Origin of the sequence: Pseudoalteromonas xiamenensis, from assembly GCF_017638925.1 — a bacterium.
Lineage (GTDB): Bacteria > Pseudomonadota > Gammaproteobacteria > Enterobacterales > Alteromonadaceae > Pseudoalteromonas > Pseudoalteromonas xiamenensis.
In genome coordinates this window covers 15,810-40,601 of sequence record NZ_CP072134.1, presented here as the reverse complement: position 1 = coordinate 40,601, position 24,792 = coordinate 15,810, and the positions used below count along the sequence as shown (strand labels likewise).

At 38.7% G+C, this 24,792-nt stretch carries 22 protein-coding genes and 1 pseudogene; 7 read left to right on the top strand and 16 right to left on the bottom strand.

The window, feature by feature from the left end; genetic code table 11:
* Window positions 1-26: 26 nt before the first annotated feature.
* The 3 genes from J5O05_RS17370 to J5O05_RS17360 form a co-directional block, all read right to left on the bottom strand.
* Window positions 27-1,100: an efflux RND transporter periplasmic adaptor subunit gene (locus tag J5O05_RS17370; RefSeq protein WP_208844645.1), complete on the bottom strand. Its 1,074-nt coding sequence runs from the start codon at window positions 1,098-1,100 to the stop codon at window positions 27-29.
* 455 nt (window positions 1,101-1,555) lie between these two features.
* On the bottom strand, window positions 1,556-2,596 hold the full coding sequence (locus J5O05_RS17365; RefSeq protein WP_208844644.1) for a S41 family peptidase: 1,041 nt from the start codon (window positions 2,594-2,596) through the stop codon (window positions 1,556-1,558).
* Entirely contained in the window at window positions 2,593-3,021 is a 429-nt protein-coding gene (locus J5O05_RS17360) for a hypothetical protein (RefSeq protein ID WP_208844643.1), read from the bottom strand. The genes J5O05_RS17365 and J5O05_RS17360 overlap by 4 nt, the downstream gene beginning before the upstream one ends.
* Window positions 3,022-3,463: 442 nt before the next feature.
* Here J5O05_RS17360 and J5O05_RS22035 point away from each other — a divergent pair.
* The 3 genes and pseudogenes from J5O05_RS22035 to J5O05_RS17345 form a co-directional block, all read left to right on the top strand.
* Window positions 3,464-3,628: pseudogene (locus J5O05_RS22035) on the top strand (transposase); the annotation flags it as partial.
* A gap of 1,846 nt (window positions 3,629-5,474) precedes the next feature.
* Window positions 5,475-5,852 (top strand): hypothetical protein, encoded by a 378-nt coding sequence (locus tag J5O05_RS17350; RefSeq protein ID WP_208844641.1) that lies wholly within the window; start codon window positions 5,475-5,477, stop codon window positions 5,850-5,852.
* Window positions 5,853-5,994: 142 nt separating this feature from the next.
* Window positions 5,995-6,612 (top strand): hypothetical protein, encoded by a 618-nt coding sequence (locus tag J5O05_RS17345; protein WP_208844640.1) that lies wholly within the window; start codon window positions 5,995-5,997, stop codon window positions 6,610-6,612.
* Window positions 6,613-7,892: 1,280 nt separating this feature from the next.
* On the opposite strand, the gene J5O05_RS17340 is transcribed toward J5O05_RS17345, so the two are convergent.
* From J5O05_RS17340 to J5O05_RS17300, 9 genes are all read right to left on the bottom strand, one after another.
* Window positions 7,893-8,144 carry a hypothetical protein gene (locus J5O05_RS17340; RefSeq protein WP_208844639.1) on the bottom strand — a complete coding sequence of 84 codons (252 nt, stop codon included), beginning with the start codon at window positions 8,142-8,144 and terminating at the stop codon, window positions 7,893-7,895.
* A 1,210-nt stretch (window positions 8,145-9,354) separates the two neighbouring features.
* Window positions 9,355-9,537, bottom strand: a complete 183-nt coding sequence (locus J5O05_RS17335; protein ID WP_208844638.1) for an adenine nucleotide alpha hydrolase family protein — start codon at window positions 9,535-9,537, stop codon at window positions 9,355-9,357.
* Window positions 9,538-11,087: 1,550 nt separating this feature from the next.
* Window positions 11,088-11,429 (bottom strand): hypothetical protein, encoded by a 342-nt coding sequence (locus J5O05_RS17330; RefSeq protein ID WP_208844637.1) that lies wholly within the window; start codon window positions 11,427-11,429, stop codon window positions 11,088-11,090.
* A gap of 107 nt (window positions 11,430-11,536) precedes the next feature.
* Window positions 11,537-11,980 (bottom strand): Lcl C-terminal domain-containing protein, encoded by a 444-nt coding sequence (locus J5O05_RS17325; RefSeq protein ID WP_208844636.1) that lies wholly within the window; start codon window positions 11,978-11,980, stop codon window positions 11,537-11,539.
* An 852-nt stretch (window positions 11,981-12,832) separates the two neighbouring features.
* Complete coding sequence (locus J5O05_RS17320; protein WP_208844635.1) at window positions 12,833-13,072, bottom strand: hypothetical protein; 240 nt, start codon at window positions 13,070-13,072, stop codon at window positions 12,833-12,835.
* 20 nt (window positions 13,073-13,092) lie between these two features.
* Entirely contained in the window at window positions 13,093-13,281 is a 189-nt protein-coding gene (locus tag J5O05_RS17315; RefSeq protein ID WP_208844634.1) for a hypothetical protein, read from the bottom strand.
* A 15-nt stretch (window positions 13,282-13,296) separates the two neighbouring features.
* Complete coding sequence (locus J5O05_RS17310) at window positions 13,297-13,437, bottom strand: hypothetical protein (RefSeq protein WP_208844633.1); 141 nt, start codon at window positions 13,435-13,437, stop codon at window positions 13,297-13,299.
* Between the two features lie 137 nt (window positions 13,438-13,574).
* Window positions 13,575-14,561 (bottom strand): ParB/RepB/Spo0J family partition protein, encoded by a 987-nt coding sequence (locus J5O05_RS17305; RefSeq protein WP_208844632.1) that lies wholly within the window; start codon window positions 14,559-14,561, stop codon window positions 13,575-13,577.
* Between the two features lie 140 nt (window positions 14,562-14,701).
* A complete protein-coding gene (locus J5O05_RS17300; protein WP_244370078.1) occupies window positions 14,702-15,700 on the bottom strand; it encodes an AAA family ATPase in 999 nt (332 codons plus the stop codon).
* A 161-nt stretch (window positions 15,701-15,861) separates the two neighbouring features.
* Here J5O05_RS17300 and J5O05_RS17295 point away from each other — a divergent pair, with 161 nt between their 5' ends.
* Both J5O05_RS17295 and J5O05_RS17290 read left to right on the top strand, forming a co-directional pair.
* Window positions 15,862-16,023: a hypothetical protein gene (locus J5O05_RS17295; protein ID WP_208844631.1), complete on the top strand. Its 162-nt coding sequence runs from the start codon at window positions 15,862-15,864 to the stop codon at window positions 16,021-16,023.
* A gap of 54 nt (window positions 16,024-16,077) precedes the next feature.
* Window positions 16,078-16,371, top strand: coding sequence for a hypothetical protein (locus J5O05_RS17290; protein WP_208844630.1), 294 nt, complete (start codon window positions 16,078-16,080; stop codon window positions 16,369-16,371).
* A 338-nt stretch (window positions 16,372-16,709) separates the two neighbouring features.
* Here the strand turns inward: J5O05_RS17290 and J5O05_RS17285 are convergent, their stop codons facing one another.
* Both J5O05_RS17285 and J5O05_RS17280 read right to left on the bottom strand, forming a co-directional pair.
* Window positions 16,710-17,195, bottom strand: coding sequence for an NUDIX domain-containing protein (locus J5O05_RS17285; RefSeq protein WP_208844629.1), 486 nt, complete (start codon window positions 17,193-17,195; stop codon window positions 16,710-16,712).
* Window positions 17,196-17,358: 163 nt separating this feature from the next.
* Window positions 17,359-18,111, bottom strand: a complete 753-nt coding sequence (locus J5O05_RS17280; protein ID WP_208844628.1) for an alpha/beta fold hydrolase — start codon at window positions 18,109-18,111, stop codon at window positions 17,359-17,361.
* 196 nt (window positions 18,112-18,307) lie between these two features.
* Between J5O05_RS17280 and J5O05_RS17275 the strand changes: the two genes are divergently transcribed.
* Window positions 18,308-19,333: an alpha/beta hydrolase gene (locus J5O05_RS17275; RefSeq protein ID WP_208844627.1), complete on the top strand. Its 1,026-nt coding sequence runs from the start codon at window positions 18,308-18,310 to the stop codon at window positions 19,331-19,333.
* Between the two features lie 264 nt (window positions 19,334-19,597).
* Window positions 19,598-23,785, top strand: coding sequence for a S8 family peptidase (locus J5O05_RS17270; protein WP_208844626.1), 4,188 nt, complete (start codon window positions 19,598-19,600; stop codon window positions 23,783-23,785).
* 74 nt (window positions 23,786-23,859) lie between these two features.
* Here the strand turns inward: J5O05_RS17270 and J5O05_RS17265 are convergent, their stop codons facing one another.
* Both J5O05_RS17265 and J5O05_RS17260 read right to left on the bottom strand, forming a co-directional pair.
* A complete protein-coding gene (locus tag J5O05_RS17265; RefSeq protein WP_208844625.1) occupies window positions 23,860-24,141 on the bottom strand; it encodes a hypothetical protein in 282 nt (93 codons plus the stop codon).
* A 3-nt stretch (window positions 24,142-24,144) separates the two neighbouring features.
* Window positions 24,145-24,537, bottom strand: a complete 393-nt coding sequence (locus J5O05_RS17260; RefSeq protein WP_208844624.1) for an IS110 family transposase — start codon at window positions 24,535-24,537, stop codon at window positions 24,145-24,147.
* Window positions 24,538-24,792: the final 255 nt, after the last annotated feature.

The window sequence follows — 24,792 nt, the reverse complement described above, 5'->3', positions numbered from 1 at the left end:
AACTGAATAATGTGGTTCTAAACGCTTCAATGCTTTTTCTCCTCTCGCATTTCTACTTTCATACTCTCTTTAAGTCCTTTTTTTCCATTAAGAATCACTCTATCTCCTTCTTGCAGATCAGATCTCACCACAAATCCCTGAGGTATTGTTCTCTTAACTTCAACTAGATGCTTATGGATGAGATTATTATTATCTATGGACCAGACAAAATAGGTTTGAGCATCGATGTTCAACGCATCGTATGAAATTTGAAATAGACCGATCCGAGGTTTTTCCAGAGCGACGGTTATTCTTTGCCCAAAGAACAATTGCTGTGCTTCAGGTAATCGGAGATAAACAGTCATAAACTGTCCTGCTATGTCTAACTCGTTACTTATTCTCAATAAACTCAGTTCTTCATTATCTAAATAGAAACGAGCATCGTTAAGCCTTTCGTACTCTTCAAATAATGTAAGAGTAAGACGGCAGTTTAATTGATTCGGCACCTCAGGAGTTAAATCTAGTACTGTTTGCCCTTGAACTGCCCAGGAACCAGGCTGAATATTTATACTGGATACTACACCGTCAAAAGGAGCATAGTGTTTAAGATGCAATAATTGATACTGCACTGTGCTTAGCTCAACTTTTAGAGTTTGGGATCTTAATTGCGCCTGACGATAGGCTAGTTCCAGACTATCTAAGTCCGAACTAGAAATTAGTTCCTGCTTCCCTAACAATTTCAGCCTATTAAACTCTTCTAAATCATATAAATAGTTGTTCTCAGCAGACTCTATTTCAGCTTTTAAGATCTTCTCTCTTTGTTCTAAGTAGAAATCATGTTGCACTGCAACTAATTCCCCTTTTTTGACCTTGCTTCCTACCGGTAATATCCATTTAACCTCCGCTTCTGCATGGCTTGATAGAATGTGACGAAACGTTGCTTCTGTTCGACAATACATTATTGTTTGCTCACCACCCTTCCATGGAAGAACAGGTTCAGCTTCGACTTTGTGTTCTGCAAGTGCGCGATTTGTGCAAATTACGCTCGCAAAAAAAAGGAATTGTGACAACCTTCTTATTTTTTTAGAACCTTTGTCTAAAGCTTGAAAAAAGTAGGTCATTTAAAAAACTCTCTATAGTTAAAAGAACTATCTTTTCAAATTCAACGTAATAAAGAATGACCAAAGTGGGAAATATGATGACTAAAATGTGATTAGCGCAATTTTTCATCTATTTACATTGTTTACTGAACGTTTTTGAATGGAAAGCCAAGGTCTTAATTAGTTTGGTATGTAAAGTATTAATAGAGTTGTTGTTAGCGGAGTATTCGATTTGATGTAAACATAAGATGTCTCCTGTTTTTCTATAACAGAAAACTCTAATTAAACATGTCTAAGTTTAAAGGAAGTGGAAAAAGACATTTCAGGTAGCAATTACACGAGTGGATTAAGGAACACAGGGTAAAGTTTGATTGAGTTGATTCAAATGAAACTAACTCTTTTACTAGCGAACTTGAACAGTAAGGAAGTTTATTAGGGGCTGAGGCAGCCTCTAATAAACTTGGGAAGTATAATTTTTAATCGAGAAGGCTTATAACTGCTTCAATTGCAAGATCTTCACCGACTTGTCTCGAAGAGTAATCCAAAAATGGAACCTCAACATCGGCTGGTATACCAGATTTCTCATACCATTGACCGTCTGCCGAAAGGTATTTTTCATTAGATAAGTTAAATTTAAAGCCATTTGGTAGGCTTTTTTCCAACGCGTCTGAGAGACTACCCTGAGTGTTTTCACCAACAATAATTACGTTTGGTTGTGACTTCATAAGCAATACGAAAACTTCTGCTGCGCTTACTGTAGAAGCACTTGTCAATATAAAAATCGGCTTTGTATATGCATTGCTTGAAGGTTCTAGTTCATAATTAAGAGTGAACATATTTCCTAAATGATCCGAAACCTCTTTTGACGCAAGAATCCCACCATTCGTGATCAAATGTTTCGCATACATCATTGACACAGCATCAAACCCACCATTATTGAATCTGACATCAACGATTAACGCATCAGTATCTGCAAGTTCACCTAATGCTTTATTGATTCCAGTATTAGCTTGACCTATTTCGCCTTCTAAATCTAAGTCCGGAGAGAGACCTGCCATTTTATTGATTGCTAGATAGCCAATATTTGAAGATTGGAACCACATCAACGCATCATCACCAAAAGTCGTTATACTGGATTGTTCTTCTGCGTAAGAAGCTGTAATTTGCTTAAATGCATTCACAGAATCATCAATATACTCGTTCGCAGCTTGAGTTAACTCCACAGGAAGAGTTGAACCCAAATTGTTCAATAACATAAACTCTTCAAGTAATACTTCCCAGAAGACAGGTTTATTATTAATTGAAGCAGTTCCAATACTGCCACTTGATATTGAAACGTGAGTATCATTTAAGTTTAAAATTGCCTGATAAAATATTTCAAATAATTCTTCGTCGCTTGTTGTAGCATCGACTCCAGAGATAGCACTTTCGTAAACAGCATTCCAATCGGTATTACTTAAACCAAAGTCCAAATAATATTCTTTAAAGCTTTCGAAAAAAATCTTAACATTTTTCATAGGATCGCGAGAGTATCCATTTTCTCCCACCTTTTTTCGTAACCATTAGAGCAAGAAGCGGGTAACTGAGAATATTTGACATAAGGAGGCGTAGGGGCATGGAATTCACTTGTGCCATAATCACTAAATAGATAAATTTCAGATTGCTGAGATGACATTGATAAAAAGTCATTCAACTGGGACTCGGTATCAAAACCCGTCGAAAAGTCTAGTAGACAAAAATTTGTCGTATAGTCGAAAGCTTCAATACTACCATTTGAAATTTTTAACCCCTTACCATATGGTTCAGACAACCAAATTCCGTCAAATTTTGTTTCTATAACAGTGCCAGAAGTATCTACTACAGACGATTCTTTGTCATCGTCGCTACAACCTAGTAGTGTAAGCATAACTGCAGGAATTACTAGTTGATATATAGGTTTCATGGTTACCCCCCCCCTAAAAAAGCGTATTACCTCACACACTAGGTGAAACCAGGGTGAAACGGAGTAAAAAATTGAGTTGAAGATTCTCTTCTTTCTTTGGCAAACAAATTACTGGTGTCTGAACAAAGGGTTCTCGCGGGCATCAACAAATACAGGCATCTAAAAGCTATAGTAGTCCTGGCATGATTCTCTTTGTGAAGACTATGACTCCCCGCCCTATCGGACTAGACATTTTATTGAATATTTAGTGGGAAATCCCTGTGTTTTATGTCTTAGACATCAATGCATCACAGGTCAATTTCATTCAAATAAATCTCTGCCAATTGAGCTGTGTATTTTGGCTTATTCTTGTGTTGGATAAATGCGTACTTTGGTGGCTCTAACATTTTACCGTTCATTGAAACCATATAGTAATAAGGTCTTACAATGGTATTTAAAGTGAGTGCACACAATAAAGAGTCGCTATCTGAGTATCTTAACAAAACATAACGTGACAAAACTCGTTATTCATTTGGTCTTCACTACCAAATACAGAGGCAAATTATTTGATGGAACTATGAGACAGCAGTTTCTAGAAGCTTTCGGATCACCATGTGAAAAACTAGATTCGCTCACGACTTTACGAGTAAAACGAGTCAATAACTGTCGAGAAGCCCATCGCAATACATTGTGAAGTGTTTGGTTGTTGTGGAGATTTATTTATGTAAGTAAAAATCAGGGCTTCAGATTCATATCCGCGCGACAACACAAAATTTATATCTGTCGTATGGACCGTTAGCTTTGGATTAGCTTCTAATGCGCTCTTAATCGCCATCAGCCGGCTTTGAACGTCAACAAAGCACTGAAAGGACCTCTTTTTCAATAAAAGTTCTTACAACCCCGTTTAGGTGTGTGTTCTCAATATCAAAAGCCTCAACAATTGCTACCAGTTCTGGAAATACAAAATCAGGGTTACTCAAGATGTAATTAGAAATGGCTTATGCTTCTTGATTTGGACTGTTCACGCTGGAACATGACACCGGCAGGTAATTTTTAACGATCAACCTGGTCAAAATGAATATTCAGTTCCCCAAAACTAAATTTTGCTGTGATTGTTATACGGTAGCTTTCTTTGCCTTTCAATGCGTAAAAGCAATACGGCGCTACCGATTGGTAATAACGGAAATAGACAAAATCTACTTCGTCTTAAACTCAAAGGTTAATAAACAAGGTTAAATATGGTTAGATCTAAGGTAATAAGGTTAAAGGACTTTAAAGTGAACTTATCTATTTGAAAAAAATAAGTTTTGTTGGAAATTGCAGATCTAGATTACTACATGTATAGATCAAGATTACGATATGTTTGAGATCACATTTACTACATGTTGTCTATTAATATCAGTCACTTACATTGTAGTTGTCCACATAACTACTCACAGTAAGTCGCTTCAGATCAAAATTACATTATGTTCAAATCGAGAGTTATCCACAATTTATAGTTGGTAACATACTGATAATAATGAAAATCATGTAGTAGATCTGATCTACTACCAGTAGAGATCATATTTACTACATGTCAGCGCTTGCTTATCCACATGTTTCAGATCAGCATTACTACATGTTTATAAAATGGTCTCTTAGCTTCATTTAAAGCTGTGTTAAGGTCTTTACACTTTAAGTCAGCTAGGCGAAATCTGTAAATACTGTACGTGTAGATCAGAATTACTCCATGTTGGCAGGTAATAGTGCTTTAAAATCCACCAGTCAAACCATGATTACTACATGTTTATCGATAAATAGATGCCGATTAATCTATCCAGATCAGATTTACTCTATGTTAGTGGATGTTTTGGTTGAAAGTTCAACACTCAGATCGTGAATACTCCATGTTTGTCTAATTAAAGAGCCTATATGCTATTACTCAGATCAGAATTACTCCATGTTAGTTGATGTCGAAACTATAAAACCATAGTGTCAGATCATGATTACTACATGTTTAGAAGGTAAATCTCATTAATTCACACGTAGAGATCATAATTACTCTATGTTTTCATTAGTCGTCAGGTGCAAAATTAACCAGACAGATCAAAATTACTCCATGTTAACTCCACCTTTACTGAAGTTTTATAGATCGGACCATGATTCCTACATGTATTCGGTGTCAATTGAGGGCTGTGAGTTAGATACAGATCAGTATTACTACATGTTTGATGATTTTAATGAGTGAAAAATGGACGCTCAGATCACAATTACTCTATGTTTTGTCGATTCAGTTCATCGTTCCTCCATGTTTCGAGAGGATTTTGCATCCTTTTCTAAGTATTTGTCGGTTTTATTTGAGTGTAGATCAGATTTACTCCATGTTTTATGTGTTCAGATCAGATTTACTCTATGTTTTGTGTGTTATCTAAGTTTCAATTAACTCGTTAATACTGTAGCTTTACTTTGAGTACCTTAGCCGCATAATAATCAAAATGAAAAGCGTATCACTAAACAATTTGCCCCCTAGTGTTCGTAGAGATATCGAACACATAGAGACCGCACAGCAAGTTCAGCAGTTATCGTTATTTGTTGAAAGCAAAATAGCTAATGCAGGCCTTCGCAGTTCTATAAGTAATACGTTTGTTGGTTATGATTTGTGGTCTAGATTTATTAGACATAAACGCGAACAAGTGCCTGTTTCTGCGGCTAACAGTAAAGTAATCGTGTCACGGAAAGTTTCTGAGAAAATTGACAATGTATTGTATGAAGGTGTGCTTGATATATCCCCTGCCCTAATCAAAGGCAAAGACACAGATTATTTAGCCTGGCCATCCGATAGAGAAGAAAAAGTAGAGCGAGACTCTAATTAGGTTGGGGGCGCAAGGTAAGATAGTTAAGATTTCAGGTCGAGTTGGAGAAAGGTACGCGATTGTCTTCACGCTTAGAGAACTCCAAACAGAACTTAAATCGGTTTCGCAAACACTATCAGTCAGTGAAATTAAAGAATCGTTGATGATCTTAAAAGGCGCTGAACTTTCGATGCAGTACCGTGAAGTGGATGGTGACAATGAGTCATACAGTGAATCGAGTATGAACTACATCAGCAGCATTCATTTCTCTGGTTCTAGTGGTAAATCGACGGTTAAGTGTATTGCGTTTCTTAACGAAGTAATGTCGCAACAAATCGAAGGGTTAACATACAGAAGCTATTATTTTGACCGGGTGCAGTCGTTCAAACGCTCGTTAAGCAGATGGTTAGCGCTTAGGTTATACCAAGTTTTTCGCTACGCGGCGACAGGAAAGACATACCACTTCATGCTTGTAAATATGTCGATAAAGTTCGGTTCGATCACATCCGAAGAGGAGGTGGCTGATAGGCTAACTGCCATACGTCGAGATATGACACAGACAATGAAAGACTTTATTGAGTCTGATATTATTGAGAACTACACGATAGAGAATGTTAAAGACAAAGATGGTGTGATTGTTGATTACAAATATGAAATTCATCCGACAGAAAGATTTTGTGAAGAAGTATTAAATCTAAACAAACAGCACCGCACAAGAATTGCTAAAGCTACTGCAGCTCTCGAAGAGCTTACTTTAGATGAAGATTCAGAAAAGTTGTAATTTACAACTTTTCTGACACTGATTTAGCAACCTTGATTAAATAAGACATACTGAACCCCCTGGACTTTCAGGTCTAGCAACTGCTCCGCAGAATCCTTATTAGGCATATTCGTTTCGAAAATACACTCTATCATTCTAAGATTAACTATGAAGTCAAAGACACCATACTCGCCGTTGTGCCTGCAAATATAGTGAGCATTTCTCACGAACCAAGAGATTTCTGATGCTGAGTCTGTATTGCCAGTGTCGTCATATTCTTTCGAGATACCACGAATCTCTTCGTAGTTAAAATCCAGAATTATTCATGCATCTATATTTTTTGACCAATTAATGAAGTGCTGTGTTTGCATTGCCATAGTATCTCCTACTCTTAAACTGGGAACACATTAACAGTAATTGAAACTTGCGCAGCCAATTGGTGCAGCAGAAATTCGACATCAAAAATCCAAAGCCGCTAATGAAATTTCATTCTTCATGTTGAAAGATTTTTCAAAGACATTGACCGAGCTTACAGTTCGGCAGTCGAATAGAGAGCCAATTCCATTTATCCTTACTAAGACATCTTCTTTGGTTATGCACTCATTACTTCCTAACCTTGATTGCTCATTTCGTAGTAATTCGCTTTCAATTCAATTAAAGCCTTCGATTACATTGTCACAGTATGAAAATAACGAGTAACGATTACTTGAATTTTCAAATATGACAGCACTATAACGGCGGTCAAATAGCTGTCTCAGCCTCGACTCATCAGTAAACGTCAGGCGTATATACTGAATAATTCCTCTATTAATTTTGACTTGTTGGCTAAAGTCGGTGCCATCAAATGCAAAAACTTCGAGTGCAAAATGTGAGCTACCGTAAAGCTAGTCGATAAACGACTTTTCATAGATAAGTACCACAGAAGCTTTCATTTCAGCAAGTTGTGTAAATGTAAAAGTACAATCTTGATTTTCCATAGAGCGAATCAAGTTTCTGTGCTTCTCTTTAATAGAAGCTCGATGCTTGTTTCTGTGTGAGCTAATTTTTTGCAAGTACCGATGTCTTGTACTTACGATAATCAGCCACCGAAAAAACTGCAAGAATGGGAAAGTGGCCAAAGATATTTGTATGGCGTGCATTTGAGTATGGAATGGACTGTTCGTCGGTTTCCTGGGAAAGTGCAACAATTCCTAACTCGTCAAATCTGAATAAACCGAGACGGTTAAAATACGCAGTACGGCACAAAATGCTTTTTGTGTTACTCAGCACCACTGGGGAAAGTTTTAACACACTATATCTAATTAGCATTTTAAATGGCTCAATACCGCCATAAAAAGTTTTTCATTATTTCGTCGACCAGACAACGACCTTGTATTGCTGTCCATTGCTCTTTCGATTCCACCAAATTGAATGAAATTGTCCAAACTCACTAAGTCAATATTATAGCCTGACTCCGTGTCATCCACTGGCTGTATGTTAAGTGCATGTACATATTGAGGTGAAGTCGCATAAAGCGGTATGCATTCACACAACTTGTTGTACAAATTTGGCATGGTCGCTCGAAACGAAAAACTAGCAGAGTTTAATGAAGTTCGCCCACGACTTATCACTTTAAAATTCCCACCTACCCGCTTCACCCTTTTTATTGTGCACTTAGAAAATTGCATACGACGCTTTTTGGACTTTGCGGTAATAGATATTTTGTCGAACCAGTCGAGAGCACCTATTCCTGAAAGTTGTAAATTATAACTTTCATAAAGGATATTTGGCTCAAATATCTTGGCATCACTAACCGGCATAAAGGTAGCTTCTCTCGTTGGAGAAAACTAATATTCTTGCCCATCGGCTGCAGTTAAAAAGTCTAACATCGGTGATGTTGGGATACGGCATGTTATCATCCGGTAGCATATTAACCGCACCTGGAATATCAGATACAATTGCTGAATTTGGATTTACAATGGGATACTCAACTCTTGCCCGTTACATACTTTCATCCAAATGGCTAATTTTTGGAATGCAGGTAAGCGAACACCGTCGCGCGCATGAATCGACAACAGGAATAATAAAGCAATATCCAGTCCATAGATTTGATTAAATGGCGTTGCGCGTGCTTGCGATAAACTCGCGCAAAAACCGCTTTATCAAACGTATCCATATCATCACAATTTACGATATCAGCATGCCCTGCATTTTCAAGCTCCCTACCGTGTTCCAAGAGCTTAGTGAACTTCTCAGCTCGTATTGCGTCGTTTGCAGTAACCTGACTTAATAACCTGATAAGCTTCGTAATCGTCTCCGCATTACGCGTATTAGGTTTAAATGCTATTGCACCAGTCGTGTAATCACCCGCTCGTGAATGGTACGTTCAATATTTAATATCTAGTGCTACATACATAATATAGTTTCTGACTTTAAGCACGTTACCGCTGATATGAGCATGTCTAGGTCGTTTTGCCAGTTCCTCTCCTGACTTGTCAGTGATCGATTTCTCACAGATATAGCAGCCTGTCCTTGCACTTCCACCGCATCCTCCGGCCTTCGCGCTGTATCTGCAAGAGCCATCAACGCTGTCTTTGTAAATCAAATTTAATAATATATGGTTCGCTTCAAAAGACTCAACAAAAAATCAGCTAGGAACAATCGGGTCTGTACCAGCGCCTCGGATAATGCCCCAAACATTTTCGTCGCTCATATCAATGATAGGCACAACACCTTGTCAACTTTGTCTGTAAACAATGATTCAGCAGTAAATAGATCTGGTCCTCAACGTTTAATGTACGCAGCTCCGCGTGCTGACTCAGATAGTCTAGAACCGAGTAACGTTACCGCCCTGCCCTTATATTTTTCTTCTACCATGCGCTCTATACGTGCTGCATCGTCAACTTTCAAAATCTCCACACAGCCATTATTTGTACACGCACTACCAATAATCTTTAATCCAGACAAAAATAATGATGACCACTGTTTGACCAAAGGGGGTCTACCGATGTGTAATTCAAGGTGGACTCCTTTGATTTTACGAAAGTTATTGAGATTTTAAATCTACTCAAGGCAGAGCATTTGCATCAGATGATTCTCAACACCTGTATCAATGTGCGTGACTACGAATGGGAATGAGTTACTTAGCACATTCTCTGATATTAGTTCTAAGTGTGTCAATAGCGCGGCAAGTAATACGACAGTAATGTCTTTGCCAAAACTGCATGCACAAACAGTGATGATGGATTTTCGAATAATCTTAAGTTATCTACAGCTTGTCTGAACAAAGCAAATGAGTGCATACAATCCATTTTATAGGAAATTTTCAGCATCAAATGTATATCCAACATCTGAAAGCTCAATAAACGCAATACTATCTACACTCCTGCCTCACAAAATTGATTGAATGTAGATTCGCACAGAAATGGAATCACGCTACCGCTTCGAAACACAAAAACAGTAGTAAACTAAGGAGTCTGTCAAGAAAGTTGTAAATTACAACTTTTTATGAGATCTAATTTGGAATGCACTTTGCTTCATGGCGGAACGAATTGGGCGATTAAGTACACAAATGATAGCAACAGCTATTAACATTAGATTCATAATTACCGTCGCAAACAAATAGCTATCACCGCGCTACCCAAGCATAGTTCTGCAGATATATTCCTGATTTAAGGAATAAACTAAGTTACCTATGAAAAAAACCAATGCGGTTGCCAAAGATGATGCTAATCGTTTCATGTCAGACTCCAGCAAAAACACTTAGTGTAGTACGGTACAAACCAGAAACAGGATTAAAAAGGCTATCTATGCAGATTGCCAAAAGTAATAGCTTTTTGACTGGTAAAATCAACAATATAGCAATTCAATTTTGTAGTAAGATTCTTAGTTTCAAGGCTGATTTTTCAAGTCTCAACAAAGTTCTTTTGGAAAAAGCATATGAGCACAACACCTTTCGAGCCTATTGTTTTCTCTAGCTTCCTCGAAAAATATGTAATCTTGCCCCTACCTTTGTAGGGGCGTTCTATACTTTCTCGCCGACTGCATGCAAAGAAAAAATTGTGTTTTTTGATTTGACTTATTCCTGTTTTAATTCCGCATTTTCCAGCAAACCTCATATAGAAGAAAATAAAACTTAAAACCTTATAAAGTGATTTTTCTGAAGGCTATGCCTGCAAAATAAAATGCGCATCATGATAACACATAAGTGAGCACCATAGAGTTTGTGTCTATCGTGGGGAAATATAAGTTGGGGGCAAAGGCCAAAACGCCTAGACCAGGCTAAATTGAATAAAAAAACACTAGCAATAGTGATAACAAATATTCCACCCGCAAAGGCTGATGCAAGAAAATAAAGCTCATAAACAGTCATGTTTAAGTATCTTTGAACTCAAGGCTATAAATTAAAGTTCATGCTATACAGATATCAAAAGCGGTAGAGAATTTTGGATCGGGTTTTATCGGATTTAAATAAACAAGGTAGGATAGGGTAAGGTAAAAGCTCTCACCCCAATAATTTACGCGGCGCTTGCTGTAGAATCGAATAGATCTATGGAAGCTAACTCACTGTGAACTAACTTACCAACTATATCAGAGCTGAGTTTCAGTTTCTGACTCGAAACTAGGCTGTAAACATTGCCTACTCTAACAAGAAAGCTACCACCATAACGCTTGCTTTTTTTGGTCGTATCAAAAAAGAATAAACGATTTTGCGAGACCGCTAAACCGTCTACTGATTTAAGATAATTGCCACTCAAAACAATAATGCTAGAAAGCGAGTCAGCTTTTGCAGATAAAGTCTGCGCTAGTTTTTGATTCCTTGAATATTGAGTTTTTTCAAACCAACAAAAATCATTCATAAACACACCTCAAAAAAGTTGTAAATTACAACTTGCACCCTTGATTAGAGTGTTTAGGAACATCAAAGTTCCTTCATCAATCGTATAAATCTTTGCGTTTTAATATCTTAGGTAAATTCAATTCCAGATTTAAAATCAATAATTAATCCTTCGACGTTGTCACGACCAAAAGCGCCTAGTAGATTAGGCGGACTAGAGTAGAAAATCGCCGATGGAGTAAAAGGGAGTATTGAGAGGTCTATCACCGGGTCCAAACAGCTTCTCTGCACCTTCGAACCTAGCTCCTTTAAATTTGGTAAACGCCAACCATCAGTGACAGAAACACAGTTCAAAGCGTCTTGCCTAGTTTTGAATGATAGCGGCTTACCAGAGCGGGCGTTTGTTGATTGCCGATAACTCTGACCGACAGCACATTTTTGCCACACGACACCGTTCACTACATCAGTAACTGTGCCATTAAAATTATCCAAAAACTGCCCTGTTGTATGCGAATCAGGGATATGGTCTTTGCACGTTTGTGCATCCACAGAGAGTGAGAGTGTGGCTATCATAAATAATGCAAGGGTAGATTTGAGTATTGTTTATTTCTCCGATGTTTCTGAACGAACTAGTCGAACTACGTTTGGTTCTTGTTTGTTATATAGTTATACTTGATGACGCTCTCTGTTTAGACGCCAAACTGCAGCTTTACCGTCGATGTATGGAGTAGCAGAAATATAGCTATCGTTTTTTGCGTTCGGCATAAATATAGAATATTGCTTGAGATTTAATCATTATGTATTGTCCGAAATGCCTCTATCGTAGGTAAACGCCAGTCTTTTGCGCCACAGAGATACCCTGGGCGTTAAATGCGTCGATATATTCTTTGGTGTTGCAACGGGACGCGGTACCTCCAAAATAACTAGCCTATTCTCATCAGGAAATGCACATAGATTTGAGATTGAATACCTTGAATTAACAAAGGTATCGCCATTGACTTTCGTATTCAGCTCATAGAAGTAATATAGATAATTCGTAGAATTAAAGTTGGCATGAGATAAGAATATGGATAATTCCCTTCTTGAAGCTGTTTGGCCAATTCTTAGCGTAACGCTTTATCTGTAGAGTAGGGGGGACTTGTTCTGGCGATTTCACCTCCCAAGTCAGACCTGTAGCAATATTTTTTACACAAGAAAAACAGAGGTTATCACTGGTTAAAGGATTTCCTGCACGGTCAATTTTTGTAGAGCTAAAACCCGCATAATCATCAAAATGCTGAGTATTTTTGTGATCTTCACCAAAGTCTGCGTCCTTACTGTCAATGTATGAAGTTACACCCGTATCATTAAGTCGAGTATTTCCAGGGATTATAATCGAATATGTGTCAGACTGACTTTATTAATCTTGTGCATTTGTCGCTATGTTTAATTTAATTGATAGTGATTCACCACCTTCTGGAAGTCATCCTGTGGAAAGCTTACTTGAAAATTTTGCTCAATCGTTTCTATTTGATAATTTAACTCCAGAGGTTCTTGAACACTCACCTTTCCGGTGGCCTCTGCAAACACTGAGTAACCATCATTAATGTGTGCAAAAGAGACATTAGGCTCGGTATTGAATGTTGCCTTGGTTGCGCCTTGCAAGGGTATATCCGTACCAAGCACTTCAAACTCAAATGATTTATCTATTTCGTCAAAGTCATCATTCTAGATAGGAAGTTTAGGTTGGTTGTTTTTTGACCTTCCGCAATCGAAAACACATTTTCAGTTGTCGCATTTAGATCTCGTTCATCTGTTTCGATATGCCTAATTGCATATCGAACTTCTATTTCCTTTTCAGCGGCTCTAAGCAACGTAAACTTAACAGCGTGCATAGCTGTTGAGTCTTCTTACTCATTGACCTTCGCGGTTGTAGAAACTGAAAGCTTGTTTTCAGGTAATTTGGTTGCCTTTTCCGAGCCTGAACAAGCGGCTAACAAAGCGGCTAACAAAGCGCTGCTCAGCGCTAAGGCTATCGGACATATATTCATAATCAACACCTTATTTTTGGAGTATCGTATGATCGCCTACGTGTTTAAATCGTATTTTGGGGAAGAAGAGTGCGGTGCAAAAGTAAAAGTTGTAATTTACAACTTTTTCAGTTGTAAATTACAACGAAGATGGGTTGTTAAGTGTTCTGCTTTAGACTATCCGAATCGCGCAATGATTGAGCCAATTGCGTCAGGTCATCAAAGCTGGGAACCCCTGAGAACGAAATAGAGAACTGACCATTTTTGTTCTCAATCGTCGCGTCACAACCAGATAAAGTGACTACATGTCTATCTTGGCTTTTTTCTAATTTAGGCTCGAGGACCTTTTTGACTGCTTTGGTTACAGCTTGAAAGAACGTGCCATTTTTTAAATTAGGTTTTGCGTCAGCGATATCATCGATTGCCACTGCGGTAATTTCAGGCTGTGACACGTAAAGCTGATGTAATGACAAGAACGTATTCAATTTTACTTTATGTGGGTCGTCGACAAATCGTTCTAAATTTAAATCTAAATAGAAGTCTATGGATTTCGCTGCTTTAGATAGATTTCCTTTGTCCCATTCAATTTTTGCTGCTAAATCGACCTGTTTCATGATGCCATCTTTAAGTATTGGCACAATCGACATATAGCGTTCAAAAGGAGTAATGTTGCGACGCTCCGCATTTTCACTAAGCATCAATTCAACCGCTTGAGTGTCGTCTAGTTTCAACAGGAAAGCTTTGAATACATTTAGCTCTCGCGTTGCTTCAAAGCGCATACGTCCAGACACCAACTCGTAAACAACACGACCATCTTCTGTTGTGTCTTTTGTTTTTCGAACAAAACCAGGCGTATGCTGGCCGTTTTCCTTGATTGACTCTTTTAACTTCTGAAAATCATCGGTATTTAATGACGCTGAATGTCTATCGTGATATTTGAAGAACCGAACTTGGTCGTGCGTTAATTGAAGTATAGCTACTTGCTCTGACAGTGCGGGAACTTTACGTTCTCCAATAGCCAGACCTACAACTGGATTAACGACTCTTTTTTCAGCCGAGGTTTCATGTGCTGGCTTGGCTGGCTCAACAGAATTAGCTTTTAACCTGTCTAAAAGGCTCGATGCATTGTTGTTACGCTTTACCATGTCTTACTCCTTTAGCTACCAAATCAGAACAAATTTCACCAAAAAGAACCTTCATGTTATGAATGATGCGCTTGTCCGAATCTTTTAATTTGGCCAGTTCAAACGGAGTCTTAAAGTAACTAAATGTATCGTCGATACTTTCACTCATAAGCATCTTGTTTTCGTACATGTGTTCGCCAAGCACGAGGCTCCATAATATCAACAAAGCTTTTCATTTTCGTATTCTGTTGGTTGAACATACTGACCATAACTTTGACGCTGTTGAATGTTTTATTGTCCGAGATTTTCTTGACGTACTCTGTGGCTGTTTCCAAAAATTGCCTGGTCGAAACAAAGTCTAGCATTCTGGCAGGGCAGGGGATGATAATGTTATCGACTGACAATAGTGTTTGAATACCAACGATACCAAGGCTTGGCGGAGCATCAACGATTACAAAGTCAAACTGGTCCTTAATAGTGTTTATACCCGATTGGAGCTTATGAAAATAATTCAGTGCTTCTTCACGGGTACCACCTGACACTTGTGGTAAAGCTTCAAATTCAGAACTTGATAATTGCTGATTAGCAGGAATGAGATACAAGTTAGCAATATGTGTTTCACGAACAGCGTATTTTAAGCTGGCTTGTTCGTTATACAACGTGTATGGAAGTACGGTATCGTCCGCATCAATATCAATATCAGGCATGTAACCAAACATGGCAGTTGCAGAAGCTTGGCTGTCCATGTCAATTAAAAGTACCTTATGGCCGAGAATCGCCAAGTGTTGAGCCATACATACGGCGGTTGTTGATTTACCTACACCACCTTTGAAGTTGTACAAAGCAACGGTAATACCCATTCGGCCTTGAAATGATTTTGGTGTGAAGGTAGGTTTGGTTCCGAAATAATCGCGTAGCTTTGCGATGTCATCAAGCGAATAGCCAACTCTTCTGCCCTTATCATCCACCGCTGGCTTATCAATTACACCTTTTTCTTCGCATTTATAAAGCGTTGTCGTACTCTTGCCAAGCATTTGACAAGCTTGAGAAGTATTGTAGCGGCGCATTACTTTGCGCTCATTTGGAGCTATACCTTCACTTATTGCAGTTCGGATAAGAGTATCCATTGCATCGGTAACTTGTTTGAGCGTATTTTCCAACTTAGTTCTCCTTTTGTTGGACTTACAACAAAAATTTATATTTCAATGTTAAATCATGCAAAATATAAAACCAAGAGTGTTTTTATTGAAGATATAAATTTTTAGATAAGAATGATGATATTTAAACCTGCTAGTTTAGAAGTGGAACAAGGACTTTTGCGATGGCAGTAAGAAAACAAGTCTCAACGGTGCAATCAGACGAAGGTCAGTTAGAACTATTTTCAATGCTTCATCTACCAATGAAACAGCAGAACGACTACTCGAATACAGTTGAAATCTATGATGCGCTACCAAAGTACGTTTGGACGAAAACTCGTGCTTAAAGCGATTTGAAAAATGCGACGATAATAAGACCCTGTACTATTCGTGGTAAAACGATGACTTTTAAACTGAAACCTGCGTTGATAGAAAAAGATGGCGAAAACGTGCTTATCTATCCAGATCAACGCGAGGAATTAGTTGAAGATGCATTAAGAAAACTTGCGGTAAATGGTAACGGTGTTGATGTCCAGGGCAAGGCTGGAGTGAATTTTACTTTGTACGAACTGAAGAAAGAGTTGGAGCGGGTAGGGCATACCTTTAATTTAAACGAGATCAAAGAAGCGCTTTTGGTTTGCAAAGCCACTAAGCGGCAAACACAACATCTACGTTCTGTTGAAACTTCCTTTTGAAGAGTTCAACAAGGTGTTACAACAGCAACAGGCATCAACAATTGACTCAATGGTTCAAAGAAGTTTTGATGATTTGGAGCGTCGCTTAGATAAACGTCGCGCTCAGAAACTGGAATAAGAAAAGGAACGTACAAACTTGGAGCAAGAAACACTTAAAACAAGAGCAGCTCTATTATAAGCAGACAAATCTGATGCTAAGCTCGTTCAGAAGGACATACTCTGATCATCATGTATTTGTTATTGCTTAATAGGCGAAGCCGTTTACACCATCAAACTCGACATTCACCTTTTTAGAAGAAGTAATCCCGATTGAAACAACCGAATTGAGATTGATGGGTTTAGCTTGTCGCTTGACTAGCTTTTAGATAATCCCTGACTGCCGGACCAACACCAAAATCCCAGCTACGTAATTTTGCTGGCTCAATAAGTTTCACCTCCGCAATTTCTGCGGATAAATACAATTCCCCCTCAGCCTTGCCAGAATAAGCAATAATCAGCTGGTTCATTTGAGGCCAGTTGTATATACCGATTAGAGAGGGCAATTCCAGCTTTAATCCTAGTTCTTCCTGTGTTTCCCTTACAGCGGCTGTCAAGGGGTCTTCTCGACACTCAATAAAACCAGTAATCAATGAAAACATTGCTGCAGGCCACTGCTGATTGCGGGCCAGTAAGATATGCTCTTGATATTCTATCAGTACCGCTACCACCGGCAATGGATTATTCCAGAATACAAAATCGCATAGGTGGTTTGAGCATGCCTGACGCTTTAAACCCTCGATGGGTTGTTCTGTTATTGGTGCTTTGCACTTTGGGCAGTATTTCATTAATCTAACCTACTCAAGAGTTTTCAGTGATAATCTTTGGTTCTAATTGATCTAGAGAAAAGGTCAAAGTGCGGTAAAATTTATCACTTTTGGCCTGACATAACAGATTTATAATATGTTAAAACTACTTCACCACTATATTTCTACCGCAACATGTTTCTGACTAGTCTAGTTCTGTAACAAGTTTTTGGATAATCGCAGCAATCAACTCTGGCCGATCACTCTGAATGTTGTGGCCAACGTCAGACATACGTATGTGTTCACCATCCAGTACCTGACTAAAAAGCTCATTATGCAAGCTAAGCCAAAGCTTTTTTCCTTCTTGAGTCTCTTCAATTACCATCGGACTCTTGTGCACCTGTGTTGATGAAAGTAGCACTGTTTTAAGTTGAGGAGGGATTGGATAAATTACATCAGAGCTACTTTCTAGCTCTTTAGTTAAGTTACTATAATGCTTAAGCAGATGTGCCGGCATATATTTGGCAAGCAATAGATCATCTGCCTTTACTTTGTCAGCGTTAAGTTGATTAAAACGGTGGCGATGAGCACGGGTTGTTGGGTCGACTAAAACAAGAGCATCTATTATATCAGAAGCCTGATAAGCAACTTCAGTTGCTAGCAAACCACCATATGAGTGCCCGACAAGAATAACGTTATTGGACAATGCCGCATTTTTTACTAGTGAAAGTAAATGACGAACATCTTGTTCAATCGATGTGGGAGCTGCATCTTTTTCTAGCAAGTTAGGTCGCGTGTAGTTAATAACTTTAATATCTTTGGGTAATAGCTGAACAACAGGCTGCCACACCTCTGCTTTACTTCCAAAGCCAGCTTCAAATATCACGGTGGTACCCGCCTGCGCATGAGCGCTTAACATTAATACTCCACCCAACAACACATACCAAAAGTATTTCATTTTTGAATACCTATACTCTTTACATAACAATTAATGTAGAAGCTTATTTCAATGAAGGTGAAATCTGAGTAAAAAAATAGCAGCAGAATTTCACTTCCTTTTCACCACTACACCAGCAAAATTAACTGTTAGCTGCTTCGTAACTCCCGCATCTTTTTAGGATACTTGGCCAGCATCGTCAAAGTTAGGTTTATAAATGATGAATTTAGCAAATAAAAAAAAGATAGCGAAAACGGTCAAAATTTTCTTATTAGTGACAATGTCTTATTTGTTTATCTGTCTGGCTTTAATCTACTGGCCTAGTCAAAAGCAAACAGTAGTATTGCCAGATTATAATGCGTCAGATAGACACCTAGGCTATGATCATCTAGCTAGTAAACAGAACAAAGACAATACAACCACTGAGTTCATTAAAACAGAATCAAACGAAAAGCTTTTCATCCGTAAGTTTTTGTCTGACGCTAAGGTTTCCATAGTTCTTTTGCATGGTATCGCAGCTAATAGTATCGATATGTACCAAACTGCACTAAAACTAAGACATGCAACTGGTGCCCAGATAATAACTCCCGATTTGCGTGGACACGGTTTATCAGATGGCAAAATGTTTTCAGTTGATTATGTTGGTCAGTATGAAGATGATATTGAAAAGCTTTTACTTCATCTGAAAAGCACCGAGCCAGAGCATAAAATCATTTTGGCTGGTCACTCTATGGGTGGAGGTGTTGCATTGCGTTACGCCATTAAACACAGTTCATTGATCCCTGATGGCTACCTGTTACTAGCACCAAATTTTGGCGAAGGCCCAACGCAGAAAAAAACTGAAAACAGTAACGATAATAATTTTGTTAATTTCAACGTAAAGCGATTTATCGGTATTATAATGCTAAATAGTATTGGTATTCATATTCTAGATGATGAGACGGTACTTACCTTTAACTTCCCGCCGAAACGAAAAAGTTATACTTACGCAGCGGTAATGTCTGCACAGCCAGTAAGACCACAAACCAGTGATGTTGCACTTGCGGCAATAAAGTCACCTTTACTTGTGTTAATTGGCAGTAAAGATGAAGTTTTTAACGCCCCTCAATACCCTGATTTTGTTAGCACTTACAGCTCTGGAGAATCTTATTTAATTGATGGTGCTAACCACAATGGTGTTCTTGCGAAAGATCAAACCTATATCGAAATAAAAAAGTGGTTTAAGAAATTTTATTCAGAATAGCCAATTCTAGGCGTCGTATATGTCCACTAACTCTGAATATAAAGGATGATCAAGATCTAAAAAATTGGTTTAAAAAGTTTCAGTGTGGCTTTGGGGGTATAGTTTAATAACTAAACCAAAAAATGTAACGTTTCATACCTACAGATTAGTGACAGGTAAGAAGGTCAGATCAGTGCCAGCAACGGACAATCTGCGCGACTCGTTTCTGCCCCAAGGTGAGTTAGAGTTAAGGTGATTTATCCAATCAGACTTTTAAGGATTCCTATGACAACATTAGTGAAAAAGGGACTCTTCACAGTTTCTCTTTGTGCGTTATCTGTTGCGACTGCTTTAGATGTATCAGCTACTCAATATGTAAAAATTGGGGATAAAACTCAAGCAATAACAAAAACTAACGGTATTATAACAAACATCTACAATGTAACTGATAAAGATGGTAACCTTATCTCACAAAAAATGATGCGCCACTTTGAAAAAGACCGCTTTATTATTGAGTTTGCTGAACAACCACTTATCCAAACCAAAAAAGCCATTACTCGTGAAATTTCGCGCCAGTTCCAAAATACAAATACTTCAGATATCGCACAAAAAGCCATAATTAAATCACAATTACAACAGGCGGAAGCTCGTTTAGCAACTATCCAACAAGCGACAATTCAACAACTTTCTGCTATTGATAAAAACATTAAAGTACTTAATCGCTTTAGCCGTACCAGTAATGCAATTGTTGTTGAAGCAGACAGAGCTACGTTGAGTGCTATCAAAAAGCTACCCAATGTGAAAAATGTATCTCGTGACACTGTTGTATCTATAGATTTAACCGAAAGTGTACCATTGATTAACGCCCCTTTAGTGTGGGAAATACTTGATGCTGAAGAGCAAACAATTACAGGCAAAGGTGTATCAGTGGCTATTCTAGATACGGGTATTGACTATAACCATATCGACCTTGGTGGCTGCCTAGGTAGAAGTTGCCGCATTACACATGGCTATGATTTTGTAAATAATGATAACGACCCAATGGATGGTCACGGTCATGGTACTCATGTTGCCGGTATTGTTGGTGCTAACGGCACATTAAAAGGTGTAGCTCCGGATGTCACCTTCCATGCTTATAAAGTTCTGAGTGACCAAGGCTCTGGTAGTACCAGTGGCATTATTGCTGCACTTGAACGCTCAGTTGATCCTGATGGTGATATAAATACAGATGATGCGGTCGATATCATCAACATGAGCTTAAGCGGTGATGGAAGCCCTACTGGTCCTTTGAGTACGGCAACTAATAATACCGTTGATGCAGGAGTAATTGTTGTTGTAGCTGCAGGTAATGATGGATATTACGGAGCAATTAACAGCTCGTCGCCAGCAAATGCTAAAAAAGCAATCACTGTGGCTTCATCAACTAAATCAGATGAACTATCTAGCTTTTCATCGAAAGCGACCGCAACAGACTTATTTACTAAACCTGAAATAACTGCACCAGGTAGTGCTATCAACTCTACAATACCAAAGGGAGAATACGCGTCAATGAGTGGTACCAGTATGGCTGCACCTCATGTAGCTGGTGCTGTGGCGCTATTAAAACAAAAAGATGCAGCACTGACATCAGAAAAAGCCGTTCAACTTTTAGCTGCAGGTGCGATAGATATTGGAAATGACCCGCTCGCTCAAGGCCCTGGGCGAATGGATATAGAAAAAAGCATTAAAGCAACAACTACAGCTGATGTAACAGCACTTAACTTTGGTCAACTGGACTCAAATCAAAGCGCTTGGACAAGTACTCGCTCCCTGACCATTTATAACCACAGTGATGCTGTACAGAATTACCGACTTGATTTTACTGATGAGCTGCCTAATGGAGCTAACTTATCAGCTGCACAAAGCACTTTTAGTATTCCAGCAAAATCATCACAAACTATTGAAGTAAAGCTGAATGTACCTAATACTAATGCGCTAGCTTTTGCGCTTAGTAGGTCAGGTATTTATCATGCAAATATCGTTATCTCTTCTGAAACAGCAAGTCAACATGTACCTGTCTATTTTGAACATAGTGCAAAATTAACAATTACTACGAATGCACCTGATAAAGTTTATGTCGCCTTATTTGATGATCATGGTGTTAGCTCAACCAATTTTGTTACTGCAGAAGCCTCTGTTGAAGTAACCGCTCCAAGCAAAAATATTTGGATAAGTGCTATTTATTCTAATTTAGATACAAATCATATCCCAGAAACAGCAGGCATTAAAAAACTTAAATATGGTCTGTCGTCACATCAAATTCAAATCAATGATGATACCGAATTCTTACTTGATGCCAACTTATTAACTAATACAGTCGGTTTATCCTCTGTTACTCACAAAGATGGCACAGATGCGCTGCCTGACACCATCAATTACTTCGGTCGTAGTTTCTTTAAAACCGACTCAGGCTCTACTGGCTTCATTTCTTTTTCTGTTAAACCTACCCATATTTACTTTGCAATAGGTGAATTATCTGACTATTTAGACCTTGAAATTTCATCTCAGTTTAAAATAGCAGAATCAGCAAATGAAAATGGCTATTACATTTATCGCAACAACATCACAGATGGCATATCCATTTCGGAAGAATTAAACCTTGATTTAAATTCTCTTGGTAGTGCAGAAGTTAAACTACCACCTCAAAGTAATGCTAATAGTTTGATTGTCTCTGATGGATTCAACTTAAAATATGTAGAATCTTTATCTAACCAAATCTCAAAACTAAATATTTATGAACCTGCACAAGATAATTCTCTAGAATACACACAAGTTACATTACTCGATATCAATTATGATAATGGTGATGAGCGAGCACTTATCACGTCACCTTTTTTTGATTTGAATGAGTCTGGGCAGCTTCGCTCAAGTAACGATACTTATAATTACCTCGGTACTACAATGCTCTATGAATCGAATACAATAGATTTATCAGGTGATAGAACAACCTACTTCAGTGGTATTATTTCTATAAATGAAACTACGTTAGAGTTTGCAAATTCTGATTGGAATCGACGTTTATTTTTTGCTGACAGCCAAAACAATTTATATGACATTACAGCCTCCTATTCCTTTTATTGCGAATCTTCAGACGGCAGTAGAACTTTATTAAGTAACGGTTATGTAAGTATTCGAGAGCCAAACATTCCGAAACCGTCCGATACCTGTGAAAAATTGCTATTCAATTTAACTAATAGCAGTGATCTAACTAAGCCAACAAATAGCTCTGTTCTTAGTTTCTATGTCAATGAACAAGATACTGTAATACCTATAGATCAGATTAATCTCTTACATGGTGAACAGTTATATGTGCACCCAGTAGTTAATAAAATTGACTCGACAATCGATTTGACTTCTAGTTTTGGGCTTAAAATCAGTTCTGTTGAAATACGTTTGAATGGTGGTGATTGGCAACCCCTTACTATGGTTCAAAATGAAAATGGGGGTACATCTGTACCAGTGGAGCTAGTTGAAGGCGACTTTATTGCAGATCTGAGAATCACCTCGATAACTTCTTTTGCTGAAGCTGTTTCGTACACGCTCAACAATTTTTTCAAATTTGGAACAGATTCTGGTGAAGTTAACGATGCCGATAATGACGGTATTCCAAACGTTCAAGACCCTGATGATGATAACGATGGTTACAACGATGATGTAGATGCCTTCCCATTTAACTCGAAAGAGTGGATAGATACTGATGGTGATGGACTGGGTGACAATGCCGATACCGATGACGATAACGATGGCTATTTAGATACTGAAGATGCCTTTCCGCTTGACCCAACGGAGTGGTTAGATACCGATGGTGATGGCATTGGCAACAATACTGACACCGATGATGATGGTGATGGCCATCTAGATGAAGAAGATGTATTTCCTTTAGACTCAAATGAATGGGTTGATAGCGACGGTGATGGTACTGGTAATAATGCCGATAGTGACGATGATAATGATGGCTATTTAGATACTGAAGATGCCTTCCCGCTTGATGCAGATGAATGGCTAGACAATGACGGAGATGGTATTGGTAACAATGCCGATAGCGATGACGATAACGACGGTGTAGCAGATAGCCAAGATGCCTTCCCGTTAGACGCAGCTGAATCACTCGACACTGACGGAGATGGTATTGGTAACAATGCCGATAGCGATGACGATAACGACGGTGTAGCAGATAGCCAAGATGCCTTCCCGTTAGACGCAGCTGAATCACTCGACACTGACGGAGATGGTATTGGTAACAATGCCGATACTGACGATGATGGTGACGGCGTAAATGATGTACAAGATGCATACCCGCTTGATGCCAGCCGCTCTTCAGCGCCAACCAATAATACCTCGGATAACACGAGTGCATCAGGTGGTGGCTCACTACCCGTTTTTGGATTAATAGGCTTATTCTTGGTTAGTCTAGTGCGAAGAATTAAGCGTTAATAGCAAAAAAAACCGCAGTAATCACTGCGGTTTTTTATTGCCTTCAAACTGGCTCTTCTTACAAAAACTAATTTTTATAGGAAACTTAGTACGGGGCCTATGCCCGTCATCGTTTGAAGTAAATCGAGCTGTTTCGGAGCTTCGAGGGCTTGCTCAACTTCCTCTTCCAGTAGCTTAATTTCGGACTGGATTGAGCGATAAATACGTAAGTTGGTGTCCGCAGCTGTTTTTAAGTGATGTGTTAGTAAAGTCACTTCAAATGACTTCTTTTTAATTTGGCTACTACTCACCCGAATGCTAGAGCTGCGCCAAATTTGGTTTTGGATAGACAGTAATTGCTTACTAGCTAACTGCACGAGCTATATTCTTCTGCGCAACATATCACGCACCGCTCGATGTTTTTTAGGGTAGATGTACCCCTTAGGCAAAATTCCTAAACGCTTCAAGTGGGCAAGGTGAAAGGCATCTTTAAAATCACCCGAATATTTAAGCCCTTCATATTGTTTAACCACAGCCGTATTGACCAATAGCATCTGAAAGCCATTTGCGGCTAAACCATCGACCAACCAGTACCAATTGAATGTTGACTCGACAGCCGCGCCGACTAATTGTTCTTTAAAGGGCGTAAAGTATTCCAAGTACAGTGAAAGATCATCAGCGATGCGTTTTGAGAAAACGGCTTTATCGTTCTCATTGTTAACAACAATCACGTGATTATTTGAATGTAAATCAATGCCACAGTAAAGTGCCATAACCGTCTCCGGTCAGTCTTGGTTTGAGCACCTGTTAGCATAGCTAACAAAGGCCCCGGAGGCTGACTAGAGGATTATCAGGACGGCTCAGTGCCAAACTCGGGAGGCTCAACAGCAACTTACTATCTTAAATCCAATTGCCATAACAGGACGTCCACTCAAATCGTATTTGGACAGAATTGAGTTAGAGCCGAAAGGACGGCTCCGTGCCAATTGCAGATCTTTAACGCCGCGCTCTGCGGCAAATTTGGAGCG